The 22,279-nt window shown below is 65.4% G+C and carries 18 protein-coding genes; 8 read left to right on the top strand and 10 right to left on the bottom strand.

Annotated elements, in window-relative coordinates; all coding sequences use genetic code 11:
- Positions 1-50 precede the first annotated feature (50 nt).
- From Q7V31_RS00705 to bioB, 4 genes are all read right to left on the bottom strand, one after another.
- A complete protein-coding gene (locus Q7V31_RS00705; RefSeq protein ID WP_304731792.1) occupies positions 51-989 on the bottom strand; it encodes an SPOR domain-containing protein in 939 nt (312 codons plus the stop codon).
- Positions 989-1,684: a ParA family protein gene (locus Q7V31_RS00700; RefSeq protein WP_304731791.1), complete on the bottom strand. Its 696-nt coding sequence runs from the start codon at positions 1,682-1,684 to the stop codon at positions 989-991. The genes Q7V31_RS00705 and Q7V31_RS00700 overlap by 1 nt, the downstream gene beginning before the upstream one ends.
- Before the next feature lie 246 nt (positions 1,685-1,930).
- Positions 1,931-3,232, bottom strand: a complete 1,302-nt coding sequence (locus Q7V31_RS00695) for an adenosylmethionine--8-amino-7-oxononanoate transaminase (RefSeq protein WP_304731790.1) — start codon at positions 3,230-3,232, stop codon at positions 1,931-1,933.
- An 11-nt stretch (positions 3,233-3,243) separates the two neighbouring features.
- Positions 3,244-4,281: a biotin synthase BioB gene (gene bioB / locus Q7V31_RS00690; RefSeq protein ID WP_304731789.1), complete on the bottom strand. Its 1,038-nt coding sequence runs from the start codon at positions 4,279-4,281 to the stop codon at positions 3,244-3,246.
- A 121-nt stretch (positions 4,282-4,402) separates the two neighbouring features.
- On the opposite strand from bioB, the gene Q7V31_RS00685 reads away from it, so the two are divergent.
- Genes Q7V31_RS00685 through bioD form a run of 3 tightly spaced genes read left to right on the top strand, consistent with a single transcriptional unit; the run spans position 4,403 to position 7,216 of the window.
- Positions 4,403-5,383 (top strand): NADPH:quinone oxidoreductase family protein, encoded by a 981-nt coding sequence (locus Q7V31_RS00685; RefSeq protein WP_304731788.1) that lies wholly within the window; start codon positions 4,403-4,405, stop codon positions 5,381-5,383.
- Positions 5,380-6,561, top strand: a complete 1,182-nt coding sequence (gene bioF, locus Q7V31_RS00680; protein ID WP_304731786.1) for an 8-amino-7-oxononanoate synthase — start codon at positions 5,380-5,382, stop codon at positions 6,559-6,561. The genes Q7V31_RS00685 and bioF overlap by 4 nt, the downstream gene beginning before the upstream one ends.
- Before the next feature lies 1 nt (position 6,562).
- Positions 6,563-7,216 carry a dethiobiotin synthase gene (gene bioD, locus Q7V31_RS00675; protein WP_304731785.1) on the top strand — a complete coding sequence of 218 codons (654 nt, stop codon included), beginning with the start codon at positions 6,563-6,565 and terminating at the stop codon, positions 7,214-7,216.
- A gap of 64 nt (positions 7,217-7,280) precedes the next feature.
- On the opposite strand, the gene Q7V31_RS00670 is transcribed toward bioD, so the two are convergent.
- The 4 genes from Q7V31_RS00670 to Q7V31_RS17325 all read right to left on the bottom strand — a co-directional run bounded on the left by Q7V31_RS00670 (position 7,281) and on the right by Q7V31_RS17325 (position 9,853).
- Positions 7,281-7,466, bottom strand: coding sequence for a Thivi_2564 family membrane protein (locus tag Q7V31_RS00670; protein WP_304731783.1), 186 nt, complete (start codon positions 7,464-7,466; stop codon positions 7,281-7,283).
- Positions 7,467-7,598: 132 nt separating this feature from the next.
- The gene (locus Q7V31_RS00665; RefSeq protein WP_304731782.1) at positions 7,599-7,778 is read right to left on the bottom strand and encodes a PLDc N-terminal domain-containing protein; all 180 of its coding nucleotides are present in this window, start codon (positions 7,776-7,778) and stop codon (positions 7,599-7,601) included.
- A gap of 75 nt (positions 7,779-7,853) precedes the next feature.
- Complete coding sequence (locus tag Q7V31_RS00660; protein WP_304731781.1) at positions 7,854-8,369, bottom strand: methylated-DNA--[protein]-cysteine S-methyltransferase; 516 nt, start codon at positions 8,367-8,369, stop codon at positions 7,854-7,856.
- Positions 8,370-8,380: 11 nt separating this feature from the next.
- On the bottom strand, positions 8,381-9,853 hold the full coding sequence (locus Q7V31_RS17325) for an AlkA N-terminal domain-containing protein (RefSeq protein ID WP_370690612.1): 1,473 nt from the start codon (positions 9,851-9,853) through the stop codon (positions 8,381-8,383).
- Between the two features lie 222 nt (positions 9,854-10,075).
- On the opposite strand from Q7V31_RS17325, the gene Q7V31_RS00645 reads away from it, so the two are divergent.
- The 3 genes from Q7V31_RS00645 (at position 10,076) to Q7V31_RS00635 (ending at position 13,404) form a co-directional block, all read left to right on the top strand.
- Positions 10,076-11,410 (top strand): MFS transporter, encoded by a 1,335-nt coding sequence (locus Q7V31_RS00645; RefSeq protein WP_304731780.1) that lies wholly within the window; start codon positions 10,076-10,078, stop codon positions 11,408-11,410.
- 93 nt (positions 11,411-11,503) lie between these two features.
- Positions 11,504-12,511: a zinc-dependent alcohol dehydrogenase family protein gene (locus Q7V31_RS00640; RefSeq protein ID WP_370690623.1), complete on the top strand. Its 1,008-nt coding sequence runs from the start codon at positions 11,504-11,506 to the stop codon at positions 12,509-12,511.
- Positions 12,512-12,600: 89 nt separating this feature from the next.
- Positions 12,601-13,404: a PstS family phosphate ABC transporter substrate-binding protein gene (locus Q7V31_RS00635; protein WP_304731778.1), complete on the top strand. Its 804-nt coding sequence runs from the start codon at positions 12,601-12,603 to the stop codon at positions 13,402-13,404.
- A gap of 88 nt (positions 13,405-13,492) precedes the next feature.
- On the opposite strand, the gene Q7V31_RS00630 is transcribed toward Q7V31_RS00635, so the two are convergent.
- Both Q7V31_RS00630 and Q7V31_RS00625 read right to left on the bottom strand, forming a co-directional pair.
- Positions 13,493-14,875, bottom strand: coding sequence for a porin (locus Q7V31_RS00630; RefSeq protein WP_304731777.1), 1,383 nt, complete (start codon positions 14,873-14,875; stop codon positions 13,493-13,495).
- A 276-nt stretch (positions 14,876-15,151) separates the two neighbouring features.
- The gene (locus Q7V31_RS00625; protein WP_304731776.1) at positions 15,152-17,434 is read right to left on the bottom strand and encodes a TonB-dependent receptor domain-containing protein; all 2,283 of its coding nucleotides are present in this window, start codon (positions 17,432-17,434) and stop codon (positions 15,152-15,154) included.
- A 258-nt stretch (positions 17,435-17,692) separates the two neighbouring features.
- Here Q7V31_RS00625 and Q7V31_RS00620 point away from each other — a divergent pair, with 258 nt between their 5' ends.
- Both Q7V31_RS00620 and Q7V31_RS00615 read left to right on the top strand, forming a co-directional pair.
- The gene (locus Q7V31_RS00620) at positions 17,693-20,995 is read left to right on the top strand and encodes a carboxyl transferase domain-containing protein (protein WP_304731775.1); all 3,303 of its coding nucleotides are present in this window, start codon (positions 17,693-17,695) and stop codon (positions 20,993-20,995) included.
- A gap of 773 nt (positions 20,996-21,768) precedes the next feature.
- Positions 21,769-22,122, top strand: a complete 354-nt coding sequence (locus tag Q7V31_RS00615; protein ID WP_304732488.1) for an MmcQ/YjbR family DNA-binding protein — start codon at positions 21,769-21,771, stop codon at positions 22,120-22,122.
- The last annotated feature ends 157 nt before the right edge of the window (positions 22,123-22,279 follow it).

Below are 22,279 nucleotides of genomic sequence, written 5' to 3'. Positions count from 1 at the left end.
ACTTTCCAAATATCGTTTGGCGGGAACCTACACGCCGGGCGGGCGGGCGGCTAGCGCGCCCGGACGAGGCAGTCCTGACCGGCGGCCTTGAGCTTGCCGCAGGCGGTGGTGGCCGCCGCCTTGCTGTCGAAGCCGGCGGCGCGAACGCGATAGAAAATACCTTTATCGCCGAGATCGGCGCGTTCGACATCGAGCGCGTGGCCGCCAAGCAAGACGCGATGTTTGGCCTGCAGCGCTTCATAGGCGGGCCTGGCCGCAGCCTCTTCGCGGACCGCCATCAACTGCACGACAAAGGCACCGCCGGCGGCCGGGGCCGCTGCCGGCGGCGCCGGTGTGGCGGTTGCGGCCGGTGCCGCAGGCACTGCAGGCGCTGCGGTCGCCGGCGCGGGCGACACGGGAGCGGCCGGAACGAGCGCCTCGGCTTCGGCCGGGGCAGGTGCCTCCGGCAGAGCCGGGATTTCCGCGGTTTCGATTGCCGCCATTTCGGTTTCCACGGCCGAGGCGTCTGCCGCCGCGTCGGGCGCTTCCGCTTCAACCGGCGCGGCCGGTTGCGGCTGCACGGCTTGCGGCGCTGCGTCGGGCGCCGCGGCCAGGATCTCCGGTGAAACCGGCGCGACGCCTTCATTGCCGCTGAGCGAAATTGCCACGATGACGCCGCCGAGCAACGCCAGGCCGATAAAGGCCCCTGCGATCAGCCGCGTCCGGCCGCCGCTCTCGTAATCCTCGGGCGTATAGATGATCTCGGGCTCCGGCGGGCGCGGCCGCTCGTCCTCGTCCATTCCCTGCATCTCCGGCCTCTCCGTGGCGGGGCTGGCATAAAGCCCCTGGGAAGGGCCTTCCGAACGGCCGAAACCGACGCCGAACCCGCCAAGGTCCGGCTGCCGGCCGCCCGACAGCGTCACGCGTGCCGCCGCGTCGGCCGAGGAAGGCTCCGCCTCACCCTTGCGCGCAAGCAGGTCGCTCGTCAATGAGGCAGGCTTCTTTGACATCAGGCGGCGCCTCGGAGGTCACGGTCGGCACGCTCGCCGGTCAAAAAGGTGGCAGTCGCCAGCGGCGCTGTTTCGCGGCCTTTCAGGCGGTCGTCGAGGAACCGCCAGAGTTCGCTGACCTCGTCGCCCGATTTGGTCTGGGAGGCGATTTCCATGACCGTGCGGCCGTCGATCATGCTGGACGCGAAGTCAATGCGCTGATGCAGGATCGAGGGGGCGACGGGGCCGTGATGGGAGAGTGCGATAACGGCTTCGGTGGTGATGCGGGCCCGCGGACTTGCCCCGTTGACGGCGAAAACCAGCGGTTTTCCGACTTCTTCGCACAACCGGACAGTGGCCCCGGCGGCCCGGAGGTCGTGCGGGCTTGGCCGGGTCGGAATGACGACGAGATCGGCAAGGCCGATGACATGTCCGATGGTCGCGGTAATGGCCGGCGGCGTGTCGATGACGACGAGACGAACGCCGCCATCCTTGAGTGCCGCAAGGTCTTCCTCCAGCCCCTTGCTGGAGGCGCGGGCGAAGAAAGGCCGCTCGGCCTCGCGCGCATTCCACCATTGCGACAGGCTGCCTTGCGGGTCGGTGTCGATCAGCGCGACGGGGCCCGCGCCCTGACGCTCGGCCTCGACGGCGATATGGCCGGCGAGGGTCGTCTTGCCGGAACCGCCTTTTTGCGAGGCAAATGCGATGACGTACATGGCTTTCGTATTCCTGCTGCCGGACCGCGACTGAGACAAGCGCGGCCGCAAAGAACGTAACGCTTCCGCCGCGGTCCGAAAGCGCTTATGCGCCTTGCGACCCACCGACACGGGATTTGGACGAATATCGAAAAGGCCGAATCAGCCCCTCGGGCGAGAGTAATGGCTGGCCCATTTCACCTCAACATATTGAAGTGAAAAAGCCAGTTCACGCTACAAAATGTGGTTCTGACGCCACAGCCCCCCTCAGACCGCAGTGATTTCTGCCGTGATTTTGAGCATCGCTGCCGTCAGCCGGGCGAGATCGTCGGCTCCAATGACAAACGGCGGCGTTGTGTAGACGATATGGCCGAAGGGTCGGATGAAAACGCCTTCCTCGATGAAGCGCTGTTTGATGGTATTGAGGTCGCCCATCCGCTCAAGCTCGATGACGCCGATCGCCCCGATGACGCGCACATCCTTGACGCCCTTGATGTCGCGGGCCGGTTCGAGTTCGCGGGCAAGCTGTGCGGCGATGGCCGCCACCTGCGCGATCCGGGGCTCGCGCTCGAAAAGGTCGAGCGAGGCATTGGCCGCCGCGCAGGCCAGCGCATTGCCCGTATAGGTCGGCCCGTGCATCAGCGCCCGTCCGCCGTCTTCGCCCAGGAACGCCTCGAACACGGTCGCGCGGGCAATGGTGGCCGCCAGCGCCATGGTGCCGCCGGTCAACGCTTTCGACAGTGTCACAATGTCGGGCACGATGCCGGCCGCCTCGCAGGCGAACATTGTGCCGGTGCGCCCGAAGCCGACAAAAATCTCGTCGTGGATCAGCAGCAGATCGTGCTTGTCGCACAATGTCCGCAACCGGCGCAGCGTTTCGACATCGTGAAAGCGCATGCCGCCCGCGCCCTGCACCAACGGCTCGGTGATGACAGCGGCGATTTGATGCGCATGCTGGCCGAGAAAGATGTCGAGCGCGGCGGTCTTTTCCGCGTCCACCGGCAGCTCGGCGATCAGCTGTTCGGCGATCGCGCCTTTGAAAAGCGCGTGCATGCCTTCGTCGGGATCGCAGACCGACATGGTGGCCAGCGTGTCGCCGTGATAGCCGCCCTTGAAGGCGACGAAGCGCGTGCGCCCGCCTATGCCCTTGTTGATCCAGTATTGCACGGCGATCTTCATCGCGATCTCGACCGAGACCGAGCCTGACTCGGAAAAGAACACATGACCGAGATCGCCGGGCAGCAGATCCGACAGTCGCGTTGCCAGCCGGCAGGCCTGCTCGTGCGCCAGACCGCCCAGCATCACATGCGGCATTTTCTCAAGCTGCGCCGTGACGGCTTCGCGGATATGCGGGTGATTGTAGCCATGCGCCGCCGTCCACCATGACGAGGTGCCATCGATCAGTTCGCGCCCGTCGGCAAGCGTCAGGCGCACGCCGTCGGTCTTGACCACCGGCAGCGCCATCGGCGTCGTCTGCATCTGCGTATAGGGAAGCCACAAATGCGGCGCGCCCTCCGCAAGCCAGCGCGGCGGCTTGGGAACCAACGGATTGGGGGGCGGAACGGACAAGGGCGGGGCCGTCACTTCTCCGACGGGCAGCTATGCGCCGGCATGGATTCAATGCCGAGTTTGGCAAACAGCCTGGCGTCCTTGTCGGCTTCGGGATTCTTGGTCGTCAGCAGCTTCTCGCCGATGAAGATCGAATTGGCGCCGGCGAGGAAGCAGAGCGCTTGCGTCTCTTCCGACATGTGCTCGCGGCCGGCCGAGAGCCGCACCACCGATTGTGGCATGGCGATACGCGCCACCGCGATCAGGCGCACGAAATCGATCGGATCGACCTTCTCGCTCATCCCCAGCGGCGTGCCTTCCACCGGCATCAGCATGTTGATCGGCACGCTTTGCGGATGTTCTTCGAGATTGGCCAGCGTCATCAGCATGCCGATGCGGTCGTCGGCACTCTCGCCCATGCCGACAATGCCGCCCGAGCAGACATTGATGCCGGCGTTGCGCACGCGCTCCAGCGTGTCGAGCCGGTCCTGATAGGTCCGTGTGCTGATGACATTCGGATAATACTCTTCCGAGGTGTCGATATTATGGTTGTAATAATCGAGACCCGACTGCGCGAGGCGGTGCACCTGCTGGCCGGACAGCATGCCCAGCGTCATGCAGGTTTCCATGCCCATTTCCTTGATGCCCTCGACCATGGCGCAGACCATGTCCATGTCGCGGTCCTTGGGCTCGCGCCACGCCGCACCCATGCAATAACGCGTCGCGCCGGCGTCCTTGGCCTTGCGCGCTTCGGCGAGAACCTTTTCGACTTCCATCAGCTTCGAGGCCTTGAGGCCGGTCTCGAACTTTGCGCTTTGCGCGCAATAGCCGCAATCTTCCGGGCAGCCGCCGGTCTTGATCGAGAGCAGCGTCGACATCTGCACCTGGTTGGCCTTGAACCAGCGCCGATGGACAAGCTGCGCCTCGAACAGGAGATCGTTGAAGGGCAGGTCGAACAGCGCCTGCAATTCGGCGCGCGTCCAGTCGTGGCGCAATTGATCCGGGTTGGTGCGCGCGGTGGAAATACCGCCTTGCGCTTGCGTTTCGCCAATGCGGGTCTGGATCGTCATGGGCTCGGGCTTTCTGCTGCCAGTCGGATTGTTGCGAGGCAGCATAGGCAGCTTTCCCCGCATTGCAAGATTGGCTAGGGTCGGCGCCTGAAATCCGGCAGAGCACGAAAGTTACCCGCTTATGCGCGTCATCCGTTGCGTCAACTACGGCGAACCGCGAGACCTCGCGGTCGAGGAAATGCCCGAACCCGTCGCCGGTCCCGGCGAGGCGCTGGTCGCGGTCGAGGCGGCGGGCCTCGGCTATGTCGACGCGCTTTTCGTGCGCGGCACCTATCAGGTCAAGCTGCCGCTGCCCTTCGTGCCGGGCAGCGAGGTGGCCGGCCGGGTCGTCGCGGTGGGCGAGGGCGTTGCGGACAATCTTGTCGGCCGCCGCGTCATGGCGCTGTCGAACCGCGGCGCGCTGGCCGAAAGACTGGCGCTGCCGGCCGCCATGTTGATGCCGATCCCGGACCGCATGAGCGCCGAGGCCGCGGCCGGTTTTATTGTCTCTTATTGTACGGCGCTTTACGGCCTTGAAACCTGCGGGCATCTGCGCGCCGGTGAAACGCTGCTGGTGCTGGGCGCGGCCGGCGGCGTCGGCATGGCCGCGATCGATGTGGCCAAGGCGATGGGCGCTCGTGTGGTGGCCGCCGCCTCGACGCCGGAAAAGCGGGCGGCGGCGCTGGCGCATGGCGCCGACATGACGCTCGATTACATACAACCCGACTGGCGCAAGGCACTGGAGGCACTCATCGGCAAGCCGGGCGTCGATCTGGTCTACGATCCGGTCGGCGGGCCGTTCTCGGAACCGGCTTTCCGCTCGCTGGCGCCGGGCGGCCGGCATCTGGTGGTCGGCTTCGCGGCCGGGGAAATTCCGAAACTGCCGCTCAATCTCGCACTGCTGAAGCGCGCTTCGCTGGTCGGCGTCGACTGGGGCGGCGAGATCCGCGCCAATCCGAAAGCCAATCTGCCACTGATGAAGAAGCTGGCCGACTGGGTCGCCGACGGAACGCTTCATCCGGAACCAGCCGCCGTTTTCCCGCTCGAAAAGGCAGGCGCCGTGCTGCAGGATTTGCTGGAACGCAAAAGCATCGGCAAGCCGGTGATCGGGATGACGGCATGAACGGCAGGCACACCTCGCTCGATGAATTCGCGGCAGAAAAGCTGGCGGCGCTCGAAGGAAAAGCGCTGCGCCGCCGCCTGATCGAGACCGATCGCCGCGAAGCCGTGCGGGCGACGCGGAACGGCCGTGAACTGATCTCCTTCTGCTGCAACGACTATCTCAATCTCTCGCAGCATCCGGCCATCAAGCGCGCCGCCATGGTGGCGACAGAAGAATATGGCGTCGGCGCCGGCGCCTCGCGCCTCGTCAGCGGTAATCATCCGCTCTTCGCCGCACTCGAGCGCCGCCTCGCCGACTGGAAGCAATCGGAAGATTGCGTCGTCTTCGGCTCGGGCTACATGGCCAATCTCGGCATCGTGCCGGCGCTTGTCGGCGCCGGCGACCTGATCCTTGCCGACGAACTCAGCCATGCCTGCCTGATGTCGGGTGCGAAGCTCTCGGGCGCTGAATTCGCCATCTTCCGCCACAACGATCTCGCCCATCTCGAAGCGCTGCTGGCCGCACATCGCGGCGACGCACAACATCGCCTGATCCTGACCGACGGCATTTTCAGCATGGATGGCGACGCGGCGCCGGTCGAAGCCCTGGCCGCGCTGGCGGCGCGGCACGATGCCTGGCTGATGACCGACGACGCCCACGGCATCGGCGTTGTCGGCCGCGACGGGCGTGGTTCGAGCTTCATGGGGAAAGAGAAGGCCGCGGTGCCGCTGCAGATGGGCACGCTCTCGAAAGCGGTCGGCTCCTATGGCGGCTATCTCTGCGCCAGCCGCGCCGTCTGCGACCTGATCCGCACCCGCGCCCGCACGCTGATCTACTCGACAGGTCTGCCGCCGGGTGTTGTCGCCGCTTCGATCGCCGCGCTCGATTTCATTCGCGACAACCCGGATTTCTGCAAGCGCCCGGTCGAGAAGGCACGAGGCTTTGCCCGCGCCCTGGGTTTGCCCGCACCCGAAAGCCCGATCGTGCCGCTGATCCTCGGCGACGCCGAGCAGACGCTGGCGGCGTCCGCCCTGCTCGAGACCGAAGGTTTCCTCGTCACCGCCATCCGCCCGCCGACCGTGCCGCCGGGCACCGCGCGGCTGCGCTTCACCTTCACGGCGGAGCACGACGACGCCGATATCGCGCGCCTCGTCAATATCGTCCGTGAGCGGATTTTATCCCGCAGGGCCGCAGAGTAAGATGACCGCGATCTTCGTCACCTCATCCGGCACCGAAATCGGCAAGACTTACGTCTCGGCCATGCTGACGCGCGAATTGAAGGCGCGCGCGATCAAGCCGCTGGTCAGCGGTTTCGATGAAACGACTTTCGCCGACAGCGACCCGGCGCAATTGCTCGCCGCCATGGGCGAGGCGGCAAGTTTCGCGAACGCCGCGCTCGTTTCGCGCTGGCGCTTCAAGGCGGCGCTCTCGCCCGACATGGCCGCGGCGCGCGAGGGTCGCGAAATCAATTTCGATGAACTGGTTGCCGAATGCGTGGACGCGGCGGCAAAACACGATCCGCTGGTCATCGAAGGCGTTGGCGGGTTGATGGTGCCGCTCGATGCGGTCCACACGGTTCTCGACTGGATGAAGGCGCTCGATGCGCAGATCGATCTCGTACCGCTACTCGTTGTCGGTTCCTATCTCGGCACGATCAGTCACACGCTGACAACGCTGGCCGTGATGCGCGCCGAGGGCCTTGCACCGCGCGCCATCATCGTCAGCGAGGGCCCGGAAAGCCCCGTGCCGGTCGAGGAAACGGCGGCGGCGATTGCACGTTTCTCGGGTCATGTGCCGGTGCGCGCCCTGCCGCGCGGGCAGATGATCGCGCTTGCCGGTCTCCTCGGCAAATAGGAAAACGGGGCCGGCAGTTTCCCGCGCGGCCCCGTCTGCCTGCCGTTATCGGCAAAGTGGTTTCTCAGCCGACGCGGATGCCGAGGCCGCCCAATATGCCGAAGACCTGCAACAGCCATAGCACCACGACGATGACGACGACGACGTTGAGGATCTGTTTGATCTTCGAATCCATCGGAATGTAGTTATTGACGAGCCAGAGCAGCAGGCCAACGACGACCAGTATGATGATGAGATTGAGAAGGGGCATCTGGATTTCCTGTTCCGGTTGCTGGAAGGCGATTCAGCGTCTCGCCGGATAATTTTCCACTCAAGCAAGGCGGAATGAAGGCCGATGCCGGAAAGAGCACGCGATTTGCGTTTTTTCTGGCTTGTTTCCGCCCTATTTTGGGCCAAACAGGGCCCACAGGATCACACCGATAACCGGCACGACGATTACGCCGGCGATCCAGACCGCCTTCCAGATCGGATCGGCGCTGCTCTGGGCAATACGGACAATCGCGTAAATAACCGCCACCAGCAGCAACAGGCCGAAAATACTTCCGAAAGGACCGCCGGGCATCGCTTCGTCTCCTCGCCGCATGAACATGAAAGGGAAGACGCAAGTCTAGGGCCTTATCTCCGGCGGGGGAACTGTTCAGAGCAGGCGCGGGCTCATGATGCCTTCGAATTCGAGCAGCCATTTCTTGGTTGGCAAGCCGCCGCCGAATCCGGTCAGCGAACCGTCGGCGCCGATGACGCGATGGCAGGGAACGATGACCGGAATCGGATTGCGGCCATTGGCAAGTCCGACGGCGCGCATGCCCTTCGGGTTGCCGATGGCGCGCGCGATCTCGGCATAGGAGCGCGTCTCGCCAAAGGGAATGGCGGCAAGCGCCCGCCAGACATTCTTCTGGAAATCCGTCCCGGCGGCGGCAAGCGTCAATCCGCCGAAATCCTTTTTCTTTCCTTCGAAATAGAGGTCGAGCGCTTTCAGCGCCTTGTCGCGATGCGCCCGCGCCCGCGCGCTGCCCTCGCGCTTCGGAAAGGAAACATCCTTCATGTTCGGAAACAGCACCATCGCAAGGCCGGCATCGGTGGCGGCGACGCGCAGCCGGCCGATTGGCGTGTCGAGCGTCGCGGTGGCCAGCGTGTCGTCGTCGGGAAGTTTCATCGCTTTTCCTTTCATACTGTCCAGAGCGCCAGCGCCGCGTAACCGCGCCAAGGTCGCCAGTCCTGCGCTATCTCTTCGAGCGCTTTGGCGTTGACCGGCATGCCGCCGCCCGCCGCCTTGCGAAGCCCAAGATCGGAGGCCGGAAAGGCATCGGGCTCGCCAAGCGCGCGAAGACAAACATAATGCGCGGTCCATGCGCCGATCCCCGGCAGCGCCGTCAGCTCGGCAATTTTTGCGTCGAGCATTTCGCGCGGTGAAAAATCGAGCGCGCCGGAAGCGACGGCGGCCGCGAGGCCCTTCAGTGTCGAGATCCGTCCGCCGGTCAGTCCAAGCCCCGAAAGATCGGCATGCGCCAGCGTTTCGGCATCCGGAAAGAAATGCGTGATGCCGTCTTCGCCGCCATCGATGGTGGTACCGAACTTCGCCACGATGCGGCCGGCAATGGTCGTCGCGCCCTTCATCGAAATCTGCTGGCCGAGCACGGCACGGATCGCCAGCTCGAAACCGTCGAACGCGCCCGGCACGCGCAATCCCTTCGCGCGGGCAATGCGCGGCCCGATCAGCGGATCGCCGCGAAACGCGGCAGCGATCGCCGCCGGGTCGGCATCGAGATCGAACAGCCGCCGAAGCCGCGCCGATATGCGCCGCATCGGCAATGCCGCGCCGCGTTCGGCCTGCAGGATCGAAATGCGCGCCTCCAGCGCCTTTCCGGTTTTCGCCGGCGCAACCGACAAGACGCCGCTGACGCCGTCGAGCGCGAAGCTGCGCGCGTAGCGCCGCGCCGTCACACTTTCGACGCCCGGTATGGCGCGGCCGCCGAGATAGGCGAGCACACGCGCGAAATCGAAGGGTGGGCGATAGCCGAGCCTGAGACGGATCGTGCTGCCCGCTGCCGTCTCGGACGCCCGCCTGATCTCGCCCGGGGCGATGCCATAGGCCTGGCGGATCGCATCGTTGAAGCGCCGCAGGCTTTGATAACCCGCCGCATGCGCGACCTCGGAAAGCGGCAACCCGGTGTCGCTGATGAGCTGCTTGGCGGTCAGAAGGCGCCGGTTGGCGGCCACCGCCTGCGGCCCGGCGCCGACATGCGCGAGGAACAGCCGCCGCAATTGCCGCTCGCCCATGCCGAGGCGCTGGGCGAGATCGTCGAGTCGGCCTTCGTCGAGCGCGCCTTCCTCGATCAGCCGGAGCGCGCGCGACACGCTGGCCGCGGTCCCCGCCCAGGCAGGTGTGCCGGGTGCGGCTTCCGGGCGGCAGCGCAGGCAGGAGCGAAAGCCGAGCGCTTCCGCCGCCGCCGCGCTCGGCACGAAGCGGCAGTTCTCGCGCTTCGGCACGCGCGCCGGGCAGACCGGCCGGCAATAGATGCCGGTCGTGCTGACGCAGACGAAAAAACGTCCGTCGAAGCGGGCGTCCTTGGCCATGATCGCGCGGTAGCAGAGATCGGGGTCGAGGCCGGGCGCGGCGATGTCGGCGGTCTGTTTCATGGGGACAGTCTAGGGCGGACGGGCCGCCGCCGCTCGCCAAAATCGGACATGGCCGTTGCCGGCCGGGCGCGGCCCATGCGTCACCCGATCGGGCGCTTGAGTTCGGCCGGGCCGCTGCTAGGCTCGCCGCCGACCGAAATGCGGCACACGAGAATCGCTAGCGGGAATGAGGCCGGCGCGGCAAGGCATCTGCGCCGGCGAGGGGAATTTGGGAGGAAGGCAATGACAGACCGGGCCGGCGCCGTTTCAGGCGCCGCGGTTGCGGGGGAGCCGTCGCAGGGCTTCACGCCCGCCTATCGCAACTATGCACTTTTCGTGCTGATGGTCGCCTATACGGCGAATTATGTCGACCGGCAGATCCTCGCGATCCTGTTGCAGCCGATCAAGCTCGAACTTGGCTTGACCGACACGCAGCTCGGCTTTCTCTCTGGCATCACCTTCGCAATTTTTTACGCGACGCTGGGTGTTCCCATTGCGATGTGGGCCGACCGCTCCAACCGCCGCAACATCGTCGCACTGGCGCTGACGATCTTTTCCAGCATGACGGTGGTCTGCGGCTTCGTGACGAACTTCGCACAACTCGCGCTGGCGCGCATTGGCGTCGGCATCGGCGAGGCGGGATCGAGTCCCCCGTCTCATTCGATGATCTCCGACATGTTCCCGCCCGAGAAGCGCGCAAGCGCGATGGGCATCTATTCGCTCGGCATCAATATCGGCATCCTGATCGGCTTCCTGGTCGGCGGCTGGGTCAGCCAGTGGTATGGCTGGCGCGCGGCCTTTTTCATCGTCGGCGCGCCGGGCCTGCTGATCGCGCTGCTGGTGCGTTTCACGCTGAAGGAACCGCAGCGCGGCCATGCCGATGGCACGACCGCGCAAGCCGCGGGCAATGCGCCGAAAGTGGGCGAGGTCTTCCGTCTGCTCTGGTCGCAGCGTTCCTTCCGGCACATCTCGATCGGCTGCGCGCTGGCGGCCTTCGCCGGCTATGCCGGCGTTACCTGGATACCGGCCTTTCTGATGCGGTCCTATCAGATGCAGCCGGGCGAGATCGGCACCTGGCTGGCGCTGATCATCGGCTTTGTCGGCGGCGCCGGCACCTATGCGACGGCATGGGCCGCCGACCGTTTCGGCAAGCGCGACATACGCTGGAACGTCTGGGTCGTGGCGATCGTCATGATGGCCTGCTTCCCGTTTTCGGTGGCGATGTATCTCTCGCCCGACAAGTACTGGGCCTTGTTCTTCTTCCTGGTGCCAGCCTTCGCGGGCGCGGCCTATATCGGGCCGAGCCTCGCCATGACGCAAGGGCTCGTCGTTCTGCGCATGCGCGCGGTCGCTTCGGCCGTGCTCTTCCTGATCCTCAACCTGATCGGCATGGGGCTCGGGCCGCAGGCCGTCGGCATCGTCAGCGATCTCTATGCGCCGGCCTTCGGCGATGAATCGCTGCGCTATGCGTTGCTGACTATCATGTTCGTCTGGCCCTGGTCGGCGGTGCATTTCTTTCTGGGGGCAAAATCGCTGAAGGCCGACCTCGAAAAGGCGCGCACGCACGGCCTGCGGTAAACCGTGCCGGCCACTCGAAGTACGGATCGATCCATGCAAGCATGATGGGACGTCAGGAGCTCCATCATGTCCGATCCCGCTTTGCCTGCAACCATGCGCGCCATGCTTCTGGAGTTGCCGGGCAAGCCCTTGCGTCTCGCGGAGCTGCCGGTGCCGCGACCGGGCGCGGACGAGGTGCTGATCCGGCTTGAGGCCTGCGGCGTCTGCCGCACCGACCTCCATGTCGTTGATGGCGAACTGCCCGATCCGAAGCTGCCGCTGGTGCCGGGCCATGAGGCGGTCGGGCGCGTGGCAGCGCTGGGCAGGGGCGTCGCGCGCTTCCGGCCGGGCGATCGCGTCGGCGTACCATGGCTCGGCTGGACCTGCGGCCAATGCGCCTATTGCCGGAGCGGCCGCGAAAATCTCTGCGAGCGGCCGCTCTTCACCGGTTACACGCGTGACGGCGGCTATGCCGAATACATGGTCGCCGATGCCCGCTACGTCTTCCCCGTTCCCGGCCATTATGGCGCGGCCGAAGCGGCGCCGCTGCTCTGCGCCGGGCTGATCGGCTATCGCTCGCTGAAAATGGCGCATGATCCGCAGCGACCGGATGCGGCCGGCGCGCTCGGTCTCTACGGCTTCGGCGCCGCCGCCCATATCGTCGCGCAACTGGCGCGCCATCAGGGCTGGCGGCTCTTTGCCTTCGTCAAGCCGGGCGACCGTGCCGCGCTGGAATTCGCGCGCATGCTCGGTGCCGAATGGGCCGGCGGTTCCGACGAAAGGCCGCCCGTGGCGCTTGACGCCGCCATCATCTATGCGCCGGTCGGCGCGCTGGTCCCCGCCGCATTGCGCGCGCTGGCACCGGGCGGTCGCCTTGTCTGCGCCGGCATCCACATGTCGGACATTCCGTCCTTTCCCTACGATATTCTCTGGCACGAAAGATCGGTCCACTCGGTCGCCAATCTGACCCGCGCCGACGGCGACGAATTCCTGGCGCTGGCGCCGCTTGTACCGGTGGTGACGACGGTCGAGACGTTGCCGCTCGAACAGGCCAACGAGGCGCTGGCGCGATTGCGCGACGGCCGCCTGACCGGCGCAGCGGTGCTGACCATGGGGCTGTGAGGCCGGGGCATGTTTGGGGAAGTTGTGTCACGCAATCGTCGCAAATTTCCGGCATGGCTGGTCGGGATGCAGGGACGCCCGGATCGGCAATGAAACATCTCGCAACCTTTGTCGGCCTCCTTTCGCTCGTCGCTGCGGGCGACGCGTGCGCCGTCGACGAGCGCTACGCGCCCTATGTGGCGCCACCGGCTCTCGGTGGCGTGGTCGAGGTCGCCGTCGAACCCGCCAATGAACGGCTGATGCTGCTCTGGCGCGAAGGCTTCGCCGCCCGTCATCCGGCGGTGCGGATCGAGCCCCTCGATGCGGCGACGTCCGACGCGTTGACCGCACGCGCCGCCGTCGAGGCGCTCGCCGTCTTTGTTCACAAGGACAATCCGCTTGTCTGCCTGCCGCTTGAAAATCTCGGGCCGCTCTTTGCCGGCAACGCGGCATGGGGTGCGGCCGGCCTCGATGGCGATTGGGCATCGCGGCCCGTCATCCTCTTTGACCGGCCACCAGGCGGCGAACGCAGCTTTTTCGTCGCCGCGGCGCTGAAAGGCGGTGCGATCGCGCCCGATGCGAAACGCGTTGCCCGCGCCTCGGTTCTGCTGCGCGAGATCGGCCGGACACCGGGCGCGATCTCCTTCGCGCCGGTCGGCTATCGCAGCGACGCCGTGCGCGTGCTCAGGCTTTCCGATGGCGGCGATTGCGTCGGCCTCAGCGAGGCCAATGCGCATCGGGGACACTGGCCGCTGGCGCGCATCCTGCGCATTGTCGCGCGGGGGCCGGCGGCGCGAAACATGATCGACTATGTCTTGTCGCAGGACGGCCAGCGCGACGTTGCGATCGCCGGGTATTTTGCGCTGCCCCATGTCTTTGCATCGGAAGACCGCAAGGCGCTCGGCCTCGACTGACGGCGAAAGCGCACAAACGAAAACGCCCGGCGGTTGCCCGCCGGGAGTTGCCGTCTGACGATCTGCGAGGATCGGATCAGCCGCAAGCTCAGAAAGTGAACTGCGTGCGCAGCGCCACCGCGTCGTGACCGAAGTTCGGATTGATGACGCCGCCGCGATCTTCCACATCCACGTTCAGGTAGTTGAGCATGAAGCGGAGATTGTTGTTGACGTACCAGTTGAGGCCCACCGTGATGATGTCCTGCTGGCCGCCGGCAATACCGGCGCTGGCATCGTTGAGATCGGCCGAGCTGTAACGCGCGGCGATTTCCCAGGCGCCCATGCCCTTGCCGCCGAAGCCGAAGGGGTTGGCCGGCTTGACGCCCGAATAGGCGGCCTTCTTGATGTCGTACTTGTAGGCTTCGCCGGTGATGACCCACGAGGCCTGCAGATACCAGGCATCGAAGCTGGCATCGGCGAGCACGCCATTGCGGGCGACGTCGTAGATGTAATATTCGCCCTGGGCGCGGAACGGGCCGTAGTTGAGCGCCAGTTCCGGACCGTAGACGGTCACCTCGTCGGCCGTGCCGGCGAAGTTGGCATCGACATAGCGCAGCGGATCGACGCGCAGTTCCGGACGATCGCGGAAGCGGATCGTATCGGCCGGCAGGTTGAAGGAGTGCGAGCCCGAAGCGCCGATATGGACGTTGAGGCCTTCCTTCGGCGAGGTCGCATAGGCAAGACGGCCGACGATGTTCGAGCTGTCATAGTCGTCGAGACCGCCGCCCGCCGCCGCCGAACCCATCGTGTAATAGGCGGCGCTGAAGAAATTGTCGGTGTTGAAGGTGCCGCCCGCCGTCATGCGCGCTTCGCCGGCCGCCGGCGTGAGGGCGAGATTGACCGCCGTCGCACGCTCGATGAAGGTGATGTCGTTGGACGAGGTCGAATCGTCCAGCGTCATCTTCGGCTTGGTCGCGCCGAGCACGAGGTTGACGCCCTCGATGCCCTTGTAGGTGAGCGCGACTTCATAGATACGGGCGTTCGATTCCGTGCCGCTGTCGCCGAAGTTGAATTCGATATTGTAGCCGAAGTCCTTGGCGAAGGTGCCGTTGAAGCCGAGACGGGCGCGGCGGAAGTTGGCGTTGCCGCGCAAGGCGCCGAAATTCGCCTCGCTGTTGGTGTCCTGGTCGTAGGCGCCGACATCGAGATGGGCGCGGCCGGTAATGCCGAAGGTAAAATTGCCGTCAGCCGTCTTGAAAACCGGGCGGCCGTCCTTCAGCGAAACCTCGACGTCGCTTTTGCGTTCTTCCAGCGACTTGATCTGGTTGCCGTGCTGGATTTCGACATCGTCGATCTTCTTCTGAAGCGCCTCGATCTGCGCCTTGAGGGCGTTGAGTTCGGCCTGGGTGCTGGTCGCGGCGAAGGCCGGCCCCGAGAGGATTGCGGCGGCGCCAAGGGCGGTGCCGGCCAGCAGAATGTTTCGCAACGTCATTTGACGTCTCCATGTTCCGTGGATGAGCTTCTGTTGCAGGATTGGCAGCCGCGACAGACGCCGCGAACACCCCCCATGGCTTGGCAAGTAACAGAGCTATGTGACAGTTCGGATGCGCTTTTGTGACAGTGATATGACAGCCCCGGCCTGTGGCCGGATTGCATCGCTTCGGGCCGCCGCCGTTTTTCGCTTTTGTGACAAGGGCTTGAAACGCAACGGGGCGGCGCTGCTGTGGCAGCGCCGCCCCGCGGATCGGAGCCGGAGAGGGAGGGGCCCTCAGAAGCTCAGCTTGACCCCGCCCAGGATCGTCCGCGGCTTGCCGGGCCGCGCGCCGGCCGGGTCGAAGGCGACGTTGTAGACCTCGTCGGTCAGGTTCTCGACGATGCCGATCAGCGTCACCCCCGGCGCGATATCGTATTCGGCCGAAAGGTCGAAGATCAGCCGTTCGTTGATCAGCTCGTTGGCCGGGATGGCGCCGCTGCCGGCGCGCGAGCGCGTCGCGTCGACATAGGAGACCAGCAGGTTGGTCCGCCAGCTTTCGCCCTCGAGACCGGCCGAAACCGTCAGCATGTGCTCCGGCACGTAAGGCAGTTCGTCGCCCGCCGTCACCGTTCCCCAGGGGCCGAAGCCGCTGGCAAAGCTCGTCTTGAACTCGCTCGTCGTATAGGTATAGGCGGCACCCAGCGGCACCTTGAGGCCGAGGCCGAGCAGCCCGCCGGCGTCGTAACCGGCCGCCACTTCCAGCCCCTTGACGTCGACATCGCCGCCGTCGAATTGCGCCCCGATCACGCAGCCGCCGCCGGTCGAGGCCGTGCAGGTGCCGAGCAGGTTCGAGTAGTCGTTGAAGAAGCCGATCGCCTCGAACGAGAATTCGCCGGCGCCGTAGCGCAAGCCCGCTTCGTAATTGACCGACCGCTCGGCATCCGATGTCGAGCCGGGTCCGGGCGCCGCGAAGCCGCGATGCACGCCGCCGAGCAACTGCCATTCATCGCTGAGATGATAGGTGGCGCTGATGCCGGGGATCAGCACATCGACCGAGTTTTCGAGCACCGCGATCGGCGTGACGCGCGCCGGATCGTTGAGCGCGTAGTCGGTGCGGCGCAGTTTGATCGTCTCGTAGCGCAGGCCCGGCACCACGGTGAGCTTGCCCCAGTCGATCGTGTCGCGCACGAAGAACGCCCACGCCTTGGCGTCGCCGACGCGGTTTTCCTGGCTGCCCGGCGCCCCGGCGGTGGTCAGCGTCAACGCGCCACCCGCCATCGCATAGACATCCTGGTTCTGGAAACGGTCTTCCTCGTCCTGGTGATAGCGCGCCGACACTTCGAGGAAATGCGCGATATCGCCGGTCAGGAAGGTCGTGCCGAGCACCGACTGGATGCCGGCCGAATAATATTCGCGGTTGTTGTTGCGCACGCGGATGTCGCCATTGGCGGTGCCGCGCAGCACGTCGAGTTCGGCGCCGAACGTGGCGGGATCGCCGACCACGCTCGAAATGCTGCGCCAGGGTCCGGCGCCGACGCGCACATCGTTGATCTTGTACCACGCCCGCGCCGTCTCGGTGTAATAGGCGGTCGTCGTCAGATTGGTGTTGTTGTCGAAATCGACGCGATGCGTCGCCTGGAAGGTCTTGTGGTCGACATTCATTTCGTCGAGACGGCTGGCCGCATAGCGCCGATAGGGATTGGCGGCGAAGTCGGCCGGCGTCAAACCGAGATAGGTCTCGTCGGAATGTTCGTCCGACACCTGCACCTTGAATTCGAACGCCTGCCGCAAGCCCGATCCCGCCTTGCTGCGGAAGGCGAGCTTGCCGACATAATCCTGCACCCTGTAGCCGGTGTCGCCGCCGCCATCGACGGTCTTGAAGCCGTCGGTGCGGTCCTGCAGCGTCTCGGCGAGAATGCCGATATCCCAGGCCTGGCTGAGCGGCATCCAGCCGCCGGCATGCCCATGCACGCGCAACGTGTTGTCTTCGCCGCCCAGCACCTTCAGCGACGCCGACAGGCTGCCATCTTCATTGTCGGGGATCGCGGTCGAGAACATGTTGATGGCGCCGCCGACCGTCGACGGCCCGTATTTGATCGCCGCCGCGCCCTTGGTCACTTCGATCGCTTCCATGCGGCCGGTGAAGGGGAAGTAATAGGCGGCGGGCGCCGCATAAGGCGCCGGCGCCATCAGCACGCCGTCTTCCATCACCACGATCTTGTTGTTGCGATCGTTGCCCGAGCCGCGAATGCCGATATTGGGGCGAAGCCCGTAGCCGTCCTCTTCCTGGATCTGCACCCCCGGCACCACGCGCAGCACCCGGTTGACGTCGGTATGGGAGAACTTCTCGAGCTCTTCTTTGTCGATGAAGGTGACGCCGCCGCCGACCGCGGCCGTCTCTTCGGCGCTGCTGGTCACCAGCAGCCCCTTCAGAATATGCACCTTGCCCGCCTCGGCCTGCGCCGTTTCGGCGGCGGGCTCTTCGGCGAGGACGGGCGCGGCCATCAGCGCCGTCGCCAGCGCCAGCCCGCTGCAGCCGCGCATCAGAAAACCGGTGGTCGAAAGTCGTGAACGCATGGAAGCCCCCTTGAACACATCCGGCCCCGGAACGCGGAACCGTTCTTGCGAATGATTATCAGGAAGCCTTCATACAGACTTCGCGGGTGCCTGTAAATGCAAATGCCTCGCATTTCTAGTTGCAGGAATGTCGCAGCCGCCCCCTTTTCTTGCCCCCATCCCCCATTTGACCCCCCGCGACCCCGCCCCCTATCTTGCGGGCCATTGCTATTGGGGAAGAGAGACAATGACGCTGAAAACCGGCGCGGCGGCTGCCGCATGAGCATCCGCAAACTGCTGATCGCCAATCGCGGCGAAATCGCCATCCGCATCGCCCGCGCCGCCGCCGAGCTCGGCCTCGAGACGGTGGCCATCTTCGCCGAGGACGACGCGGCCTCGCTGCATGTCAAGGCGACCGACGAGGCCCACGCCCTGAAGGGCCAGGGCGCCGCCGCCTGGCTCGACGGCGCGGCCATCATCGCGCTGGCCAAAGCCACGCATTGCGACGCCGTCCATCCGGGCTATGGCTTCCTGTCGGAGAACGCGGATTTCGCCCGCGCCTGCGCCGCCGCAAACCTCACCTTTGTCGGCCCCACGCCCGAAATGCTCGACCTTTTCGGCGACAAGATCGCCGCCCGCGCGCTCGCCGAAAAATGCGGCGTGCCTTTGCTCCCCGGCACCAACGGCCCGACCAGCCTTGAAGACGCCAAAGCCTTCTTCGCTTCGCTCGGAAAAAATCCCGCCATGATGATCAAGGCCGTCGCCGGCGGCGGCGGCCGCGGCATGCGCGCGGTAACGGACGCCGCCGAAATCGACGAGGCCTTCGCCCGCTGCCGCTCGGAAGCGCAATCGGCTTTCGGCCGCGCCGATGTCTATGTCGAGCAATTGATTCGCAAGGCCCGCCACATCGAGATCCAGATTGTCGGCGACGGCAAACATGTCACCCATCTCGGCGAACGGGAATGCACGCTGCAGCGCCGCAACCAGAAACTGGTCGAGATCGCGCCCTCGCCGACGCTCGACAAGGCAATGCGCGACCGCCTCTGCGCCGCCGCCATCCGCCTCGCCGAAGAGGCGAACTACAAAAGTCTCGGCACCTTCGAATTCCTGCTCGACGCCGGCGCCAAGGGCGACGCGGCAACCTTCGCCTTCATGGAAGCCAATCCGCGCCTGCAGGTCGAACACACGGTCACCGAGGAAGTCACCGGCATCGACCTCGTGAAAACGCAATTGCGCCTTGCCGGCGGCGCCACGCTGGCCGATCTCGGCCTCTCGCAGGCCGACGCGCCGGCCCCCCGCGGCTATGCGATCCAGCTCCGCATCAACATGGAAACCATGACCGCCGACGGCGCGGCCAAACCGGCCGGCGGCGTCATCAGCGCCTACGAGCCGCCCTCCGGCCCCGGCATCCGCGTCGACGGCTTCGGCTATGCCGGCTACCGCACCAGCCCCAATTACGATTCATTGCTGGCGAAGGTCATCGCCCATTCGCCCGCGCCCGACTATGCCGAGGCCGCCGCCCGCGCCTACCGCGCGCTTTGCGAATTCCGCCTCGAAGGCGTCGCCAGCAATATCGCCTTCCACCAGAACCTGCTGAAGCGCCCGGAATTTGTCTTGAACGACGTCTACACAAAATTCGTCGAGGACCACGCGGCAGAACTCGCCCGCCCGCATGAAAGCGGCCACCGGCAACTCTTCCATGCGAGCCGCGCCGGCGCCGCTTCCGCCGCACCCGCGCAAACCGTCAAGGGCCCGGCGGGCACGGAAGCCGTCACAGCACCCATGCAGGCCCGTGTGGTCTCGATCGACGTCGCCGAAGGCGCGCTGGTGAGCGAAGGCCAGCAACTGGCCGTGCTCGAGGCGATGAAGATGGAACATGTGGTGACGGCGGCAATAGGCGGCTATGTGCGCGCCCTCGCCGCGCGCCCCGGCGACAATCTCTTCGAAGACGAGCCGCTGCTCTTCATCGAACCTTCAACGGACGCCGCCGCCCGCGCGGCCGACGCCGAAACCCATATCGACCCCGATCATATCCGCCCCGATCTCGCCGAAGTGATCGAGCGTCATTTCATCGGCCTCGACGAAGGCCGCCCCGAAGCGGTCGCCCGCCGCCGCGCCCGCAACCAGCGCACCGCGCGCGAAAACATCGCCGACCTCGTCGATGAAGGCAGCTTCATCGAATATGGCGCGCTGGCGCTGGCCGCCCAGCGCCGCCGCCGCCCGATGGAGGAACTCATCAAGATGAGCCCGGCCGACGGCATGATCGCCGGCGTCGGCGCGATCAACGGGCGCGATTTCGGCGAGGAAAAGTCGCGCGCCATGGTCATGGCCTATGACTTCACCGTCTTTGCCGGCACGCAAGGCGCGATGAACCACAAGAAGAAAGACCGTATGCTGACGATAGCCGAGGACTGGCATCTGCCGATCGTCCTTTTCGGCGAAGGCGGCGGCGGCCGCCCCGGCGACACCGATGTCGCCGGCGTCGCCGGCCTCGACACGCCGAGCTTCGTCAAATTCGCGAAGCTCTCGGGCGAGGTGCCGCTGATCTCGGTCGTCTCCGGCCGCTGCTTTGCCGGCAACGCCGCGCTGGTCGGCTGCTCCGACGTCATCATCGCGACGAAGGATTCCAACATCGGCATGGGCGGCCCGGCCATGATCGAAGGCGGGGGCCTCGGCGTCTACAAACCCGAAGACATCGGCCCCATCCATGTGCAGACGGCCAACGGCGTCGTCGACATCGCGGTCGCGGACGAGGCCGAAGCCGTCGCCGCGGCGAAGAAATACCTCTCCTATTTTCAAGGCAGCCTGCCGCACTGGGACGCCGCCGACCAGCGCGACCTGCGCCGCCTGATCCCCGAAAATCGCCTGCGCGCCTATGACATCCGCAAGGTCATCGACGCGCTCGCCGATCAAAACTCGGTGCTCGAACTCCGCCCGCAATTCGGCATCGGCATCCTCACCTGCCTGATCCGCATCGAGGGCCGGCCGATGGGCCTGATCGCCAACAACCCGATGCATCTGGGCGGCGCCATCGACGCCGAAGCGGGTGATAAAGCCGCCCGCTTCATGCAGCTCTGCGACGCCTTCGGTCTCCCCATGCTCTCGCTCTGCGACACGCCGGGCTTCATGGTCGGCCCGGAAATCGAAGAGCGCGCGCAAGTCCGCCATGTCAGCCGCATGTTCGTCACCGGCGCTGCCATGCGCGTTCCCTTCTTCACCGTGGTCCTGCGCAAGGGCTACGGCCTCGGCGCGCAAGGGATGGCCGCCGGCTCCTTCCACGCCCCCTTCTTCATCGTCTCCTGGCCGACCGGCGAATTCGGCGGCATGGGCCTCGAAGGCGCGGTGCGTTTGGGCTACCGCCGCGAAATGGAAGCGATCGAAGACCTCGAGGAACGCGACGCCTTCTACAAGAAAATGGTCGCCCGCTATTACGAAAACGGCAAGGCGATCAACATGGCGTCATTTCTGGAAATCGACGCCGTCATCGACCCGAAGGACACAAGGGGATGGATCACCCGCGGCCTGAAATCCGCCGGCCCCCTCCGCGACCGCAAGGGCCGCGGGTTCGTCGATACGTGGTGAGTGAGGAACGGTTCGCGCAGCGAACGAAAGGGTCCGGTGGACCCTTTCGAGTTCCGAACGCCCGGAGCGAAGCGAAGGGCAATCCGCCAACGGAACAATCCAACTCGCCCCCCAACCCAACGTCGTCATGGCCCGCTTTATGCGGGCCATCCACGTCTTGCTTTCTTTCTCGTCTTTGCCGGACTTGATCCGGCAATCCAGAAGGCGCGCGAGCGCCGTCTCTCTTCGCAAAGACTCTTCATCCACCTGAAGAGTTGCGCACGACGCCTCTTCATCTCCCCACCCGCCCCTGGGGGGCGGGGGCACAGAAGCGCGTCAACGCACGCCCTCTCGTTTCGCGATGCCGCCACCGCCGCGACCCCGCCCCGAAATTTGTTCGCTGACGCTCACAAATTATCGACCCTCCCCCAAGGGGAGGGTGGAAAGAAACCCCACGTCGCACCATCGAACTTCCTTCGCGCCTTCGCGTCTTCGCGTGACCCTCTTGCCTTCTCTCCCCACCCGCCCCTGGGGGGCGGGTCGAAAAATTCTTCGAATTTTTCGGGGCGGGGGACTCCGCTATCGGCAAATGACGCGCAATCGATTATGCGCCGAAGTCCCACGCTCACCCCGCCCCGAAATTTGTTCGCTGACGCTCACAAATTGTCGACCCTCCCCCAAGGGGAGGGTGGGAAGAAACCGCACCACCGAACTTCCTTCGCGCCTTCGCGCCTTCGCGTGAAAACCCTTCTCTTCCCTTCCCGCCCCCCATGCGCCACCATTCCCCCATGCCGATGACCTACCGCGAATTCAACGCCTACTGCGCCGCGCTCCCCGCCACCACCCATGTCGTGCAATGGGGCGGCGCGCATGTCTGGAAGGTGGGCGGCAAGGTCTTCGCGATCGGCGGCTGGGAGCGCGGAAGCCATCCCGGCATCACCTTCAAGGTCTCCGACATCGGCTGGGAAATCCTGCGCGACGCGCCCGGCTGCCGCCCGGCGCCCTGGCTCGCCTCGCGCGGCATGAAATGGATCCAGAACCACGGACCCGGCCTCGGCAAGCGGGAGCTGAAGCAATATCTGAAAGCCTCCCACGCCCTGGTCGCCGCCGGCCTCAGCAAAAGGAAACGCGCCGAACTGGGGCTCTGAGGCGGCGCCGCGCGCGCGCCGGAACATGAGCGCCGGGTCTTGGAATATAAAAGCACGACACCATATATATTTAATCCATCAACTCACTGTAAATAAATGATTTTCAGACAAAACATGAAAATTGATTGTTGGAAATATATATGATAATATCTAACAA

The sequence above is a fragment of the Parvibaculum sp. genome (assembly GCF_030651915.1).
Classification (GTDB): domain Bacteria; phylum Pseudomonadota; class Alphaproteobacteria; order Parvibaculales; family Parvibaculaceae; genus Parvibaculum.
This window is presented reverse-complemented; position numbering and strand designations above follow the sequence as displayed.

Coding starts and splice junctions, on each gene's coding strand:
- Q7V31_RS00635 (WP_304731778.1), top strand. CDS start 12,601: ATGAAACATCTCGCAACCTTTGTCGGCCTCCTTTCGCTCGTCGCTGCG.
- Q7V31_RS00630 (WP_304731777.1), bottom strand. CDS start 14,875: ATGACGTTGCGAAACATTCTGCTGGCCGGCACCGCCCTTGGCGCCGCC.
- Q7V31_RS00625 (WP_304731776.1), bottom strand. CDS start 17,434: ATGCGTTCACGACTTTCGACCACCGGTTTTCTGATGCGCGGCTGCAGC.
- Q7V31_RS00620 (WP_304731775.1), top strand. CDS start 17,693: ATGAGCATCCGCAAACTGCTGATCGCCAATCGCGGCGAAATCGCCATC.
- Q7V31_RS00705 (WP_304731792.1), bottom strand. CDS start 989: ATGTCAAAGAAGCCTGCCTCATTGACGAGCGACCTGCTTGCGCGCAAG.
- bioD (WP_304731785.1), top strand. CDS start 6,563: ATGACCGCGATCTTCGTCACCTCATCCGGCACCGAAATCGGCAAGACT.
- Q7V31_RS00660 (WP_304731781.1), bottom strand. CDS start 8,369: ATGAAACTTCCCGACGACGACACGCTGGCCACCGCGACGCTCGACACG.
- Q7V31_RS00670 (WP_304731783.1), bottom strand. CDS start 7,466: ATGCCCCTTCTCAATCTCATCATCATACTGGTCGTCGTTGGCCTGCTG.
- Q7V31_RS00645 (WP_304731780.1), top strand. CDS start 10,076: ATGACAGACCGGGCCGGCGCCGTTTCAGGCGCCGCGGTTGCGGGGGAG.
- Q7V31_RS00665 (WP_304731782.1), bottom strand. CDS start 7,778: ATGCCCGGCGGTCCTTTCGGAAGTATTTTCGGCCTGTTGCTGCTGGTG.
- Q7V31_RS00640 (WP_370690623.1), top strand. CDS start 11,504: ATGCGCGCCATGCTTCTGGAGTTGCCGGGCAAGCCCTTGCGTCTCGCG.
- bioF (WP_304731786.1), top strand. CDS start 5,380: ATGAACGGCAGGCACACCTCGCTCGATGAATTCGCGGCAGAAAAGCTG.
- Q7V31_RS00700 (WP_304731791.1), bottom strand. CDS start 1,684: ATGTACGTCATCGCATTTGCCTCGCAAAAAGGCGGTTCCGGCAAGACG.
- Q7V31_RS00615 (WP_304732488.1), top strand. CDS start 21,769: ATGACCTACCGCGAATTCAACGCCTACTGCGCCGCGCTCCCCGCCACC.
- Q7V31_RS00685 (WP_304731788.1), top strand. CDS start 4,403: ATGCGCGTCATCCGTTGCGTCAACTACGGCGAACCGCGAGACCTCGCG.
- Q7V31_RS17325 (WP_370690612.1), bottom strand. CDS start 9,853: ATGAAACAGACCGCCGACATCGCCGCGCCCGGCCTCGACCCCGATCTC.
- bioB (WP_304731789.1), bottom strand. CDS start 4,281: ATGACGATCCAGACCCGCATTGGCGAAACGCAAGCGCAAGGCGGTATT.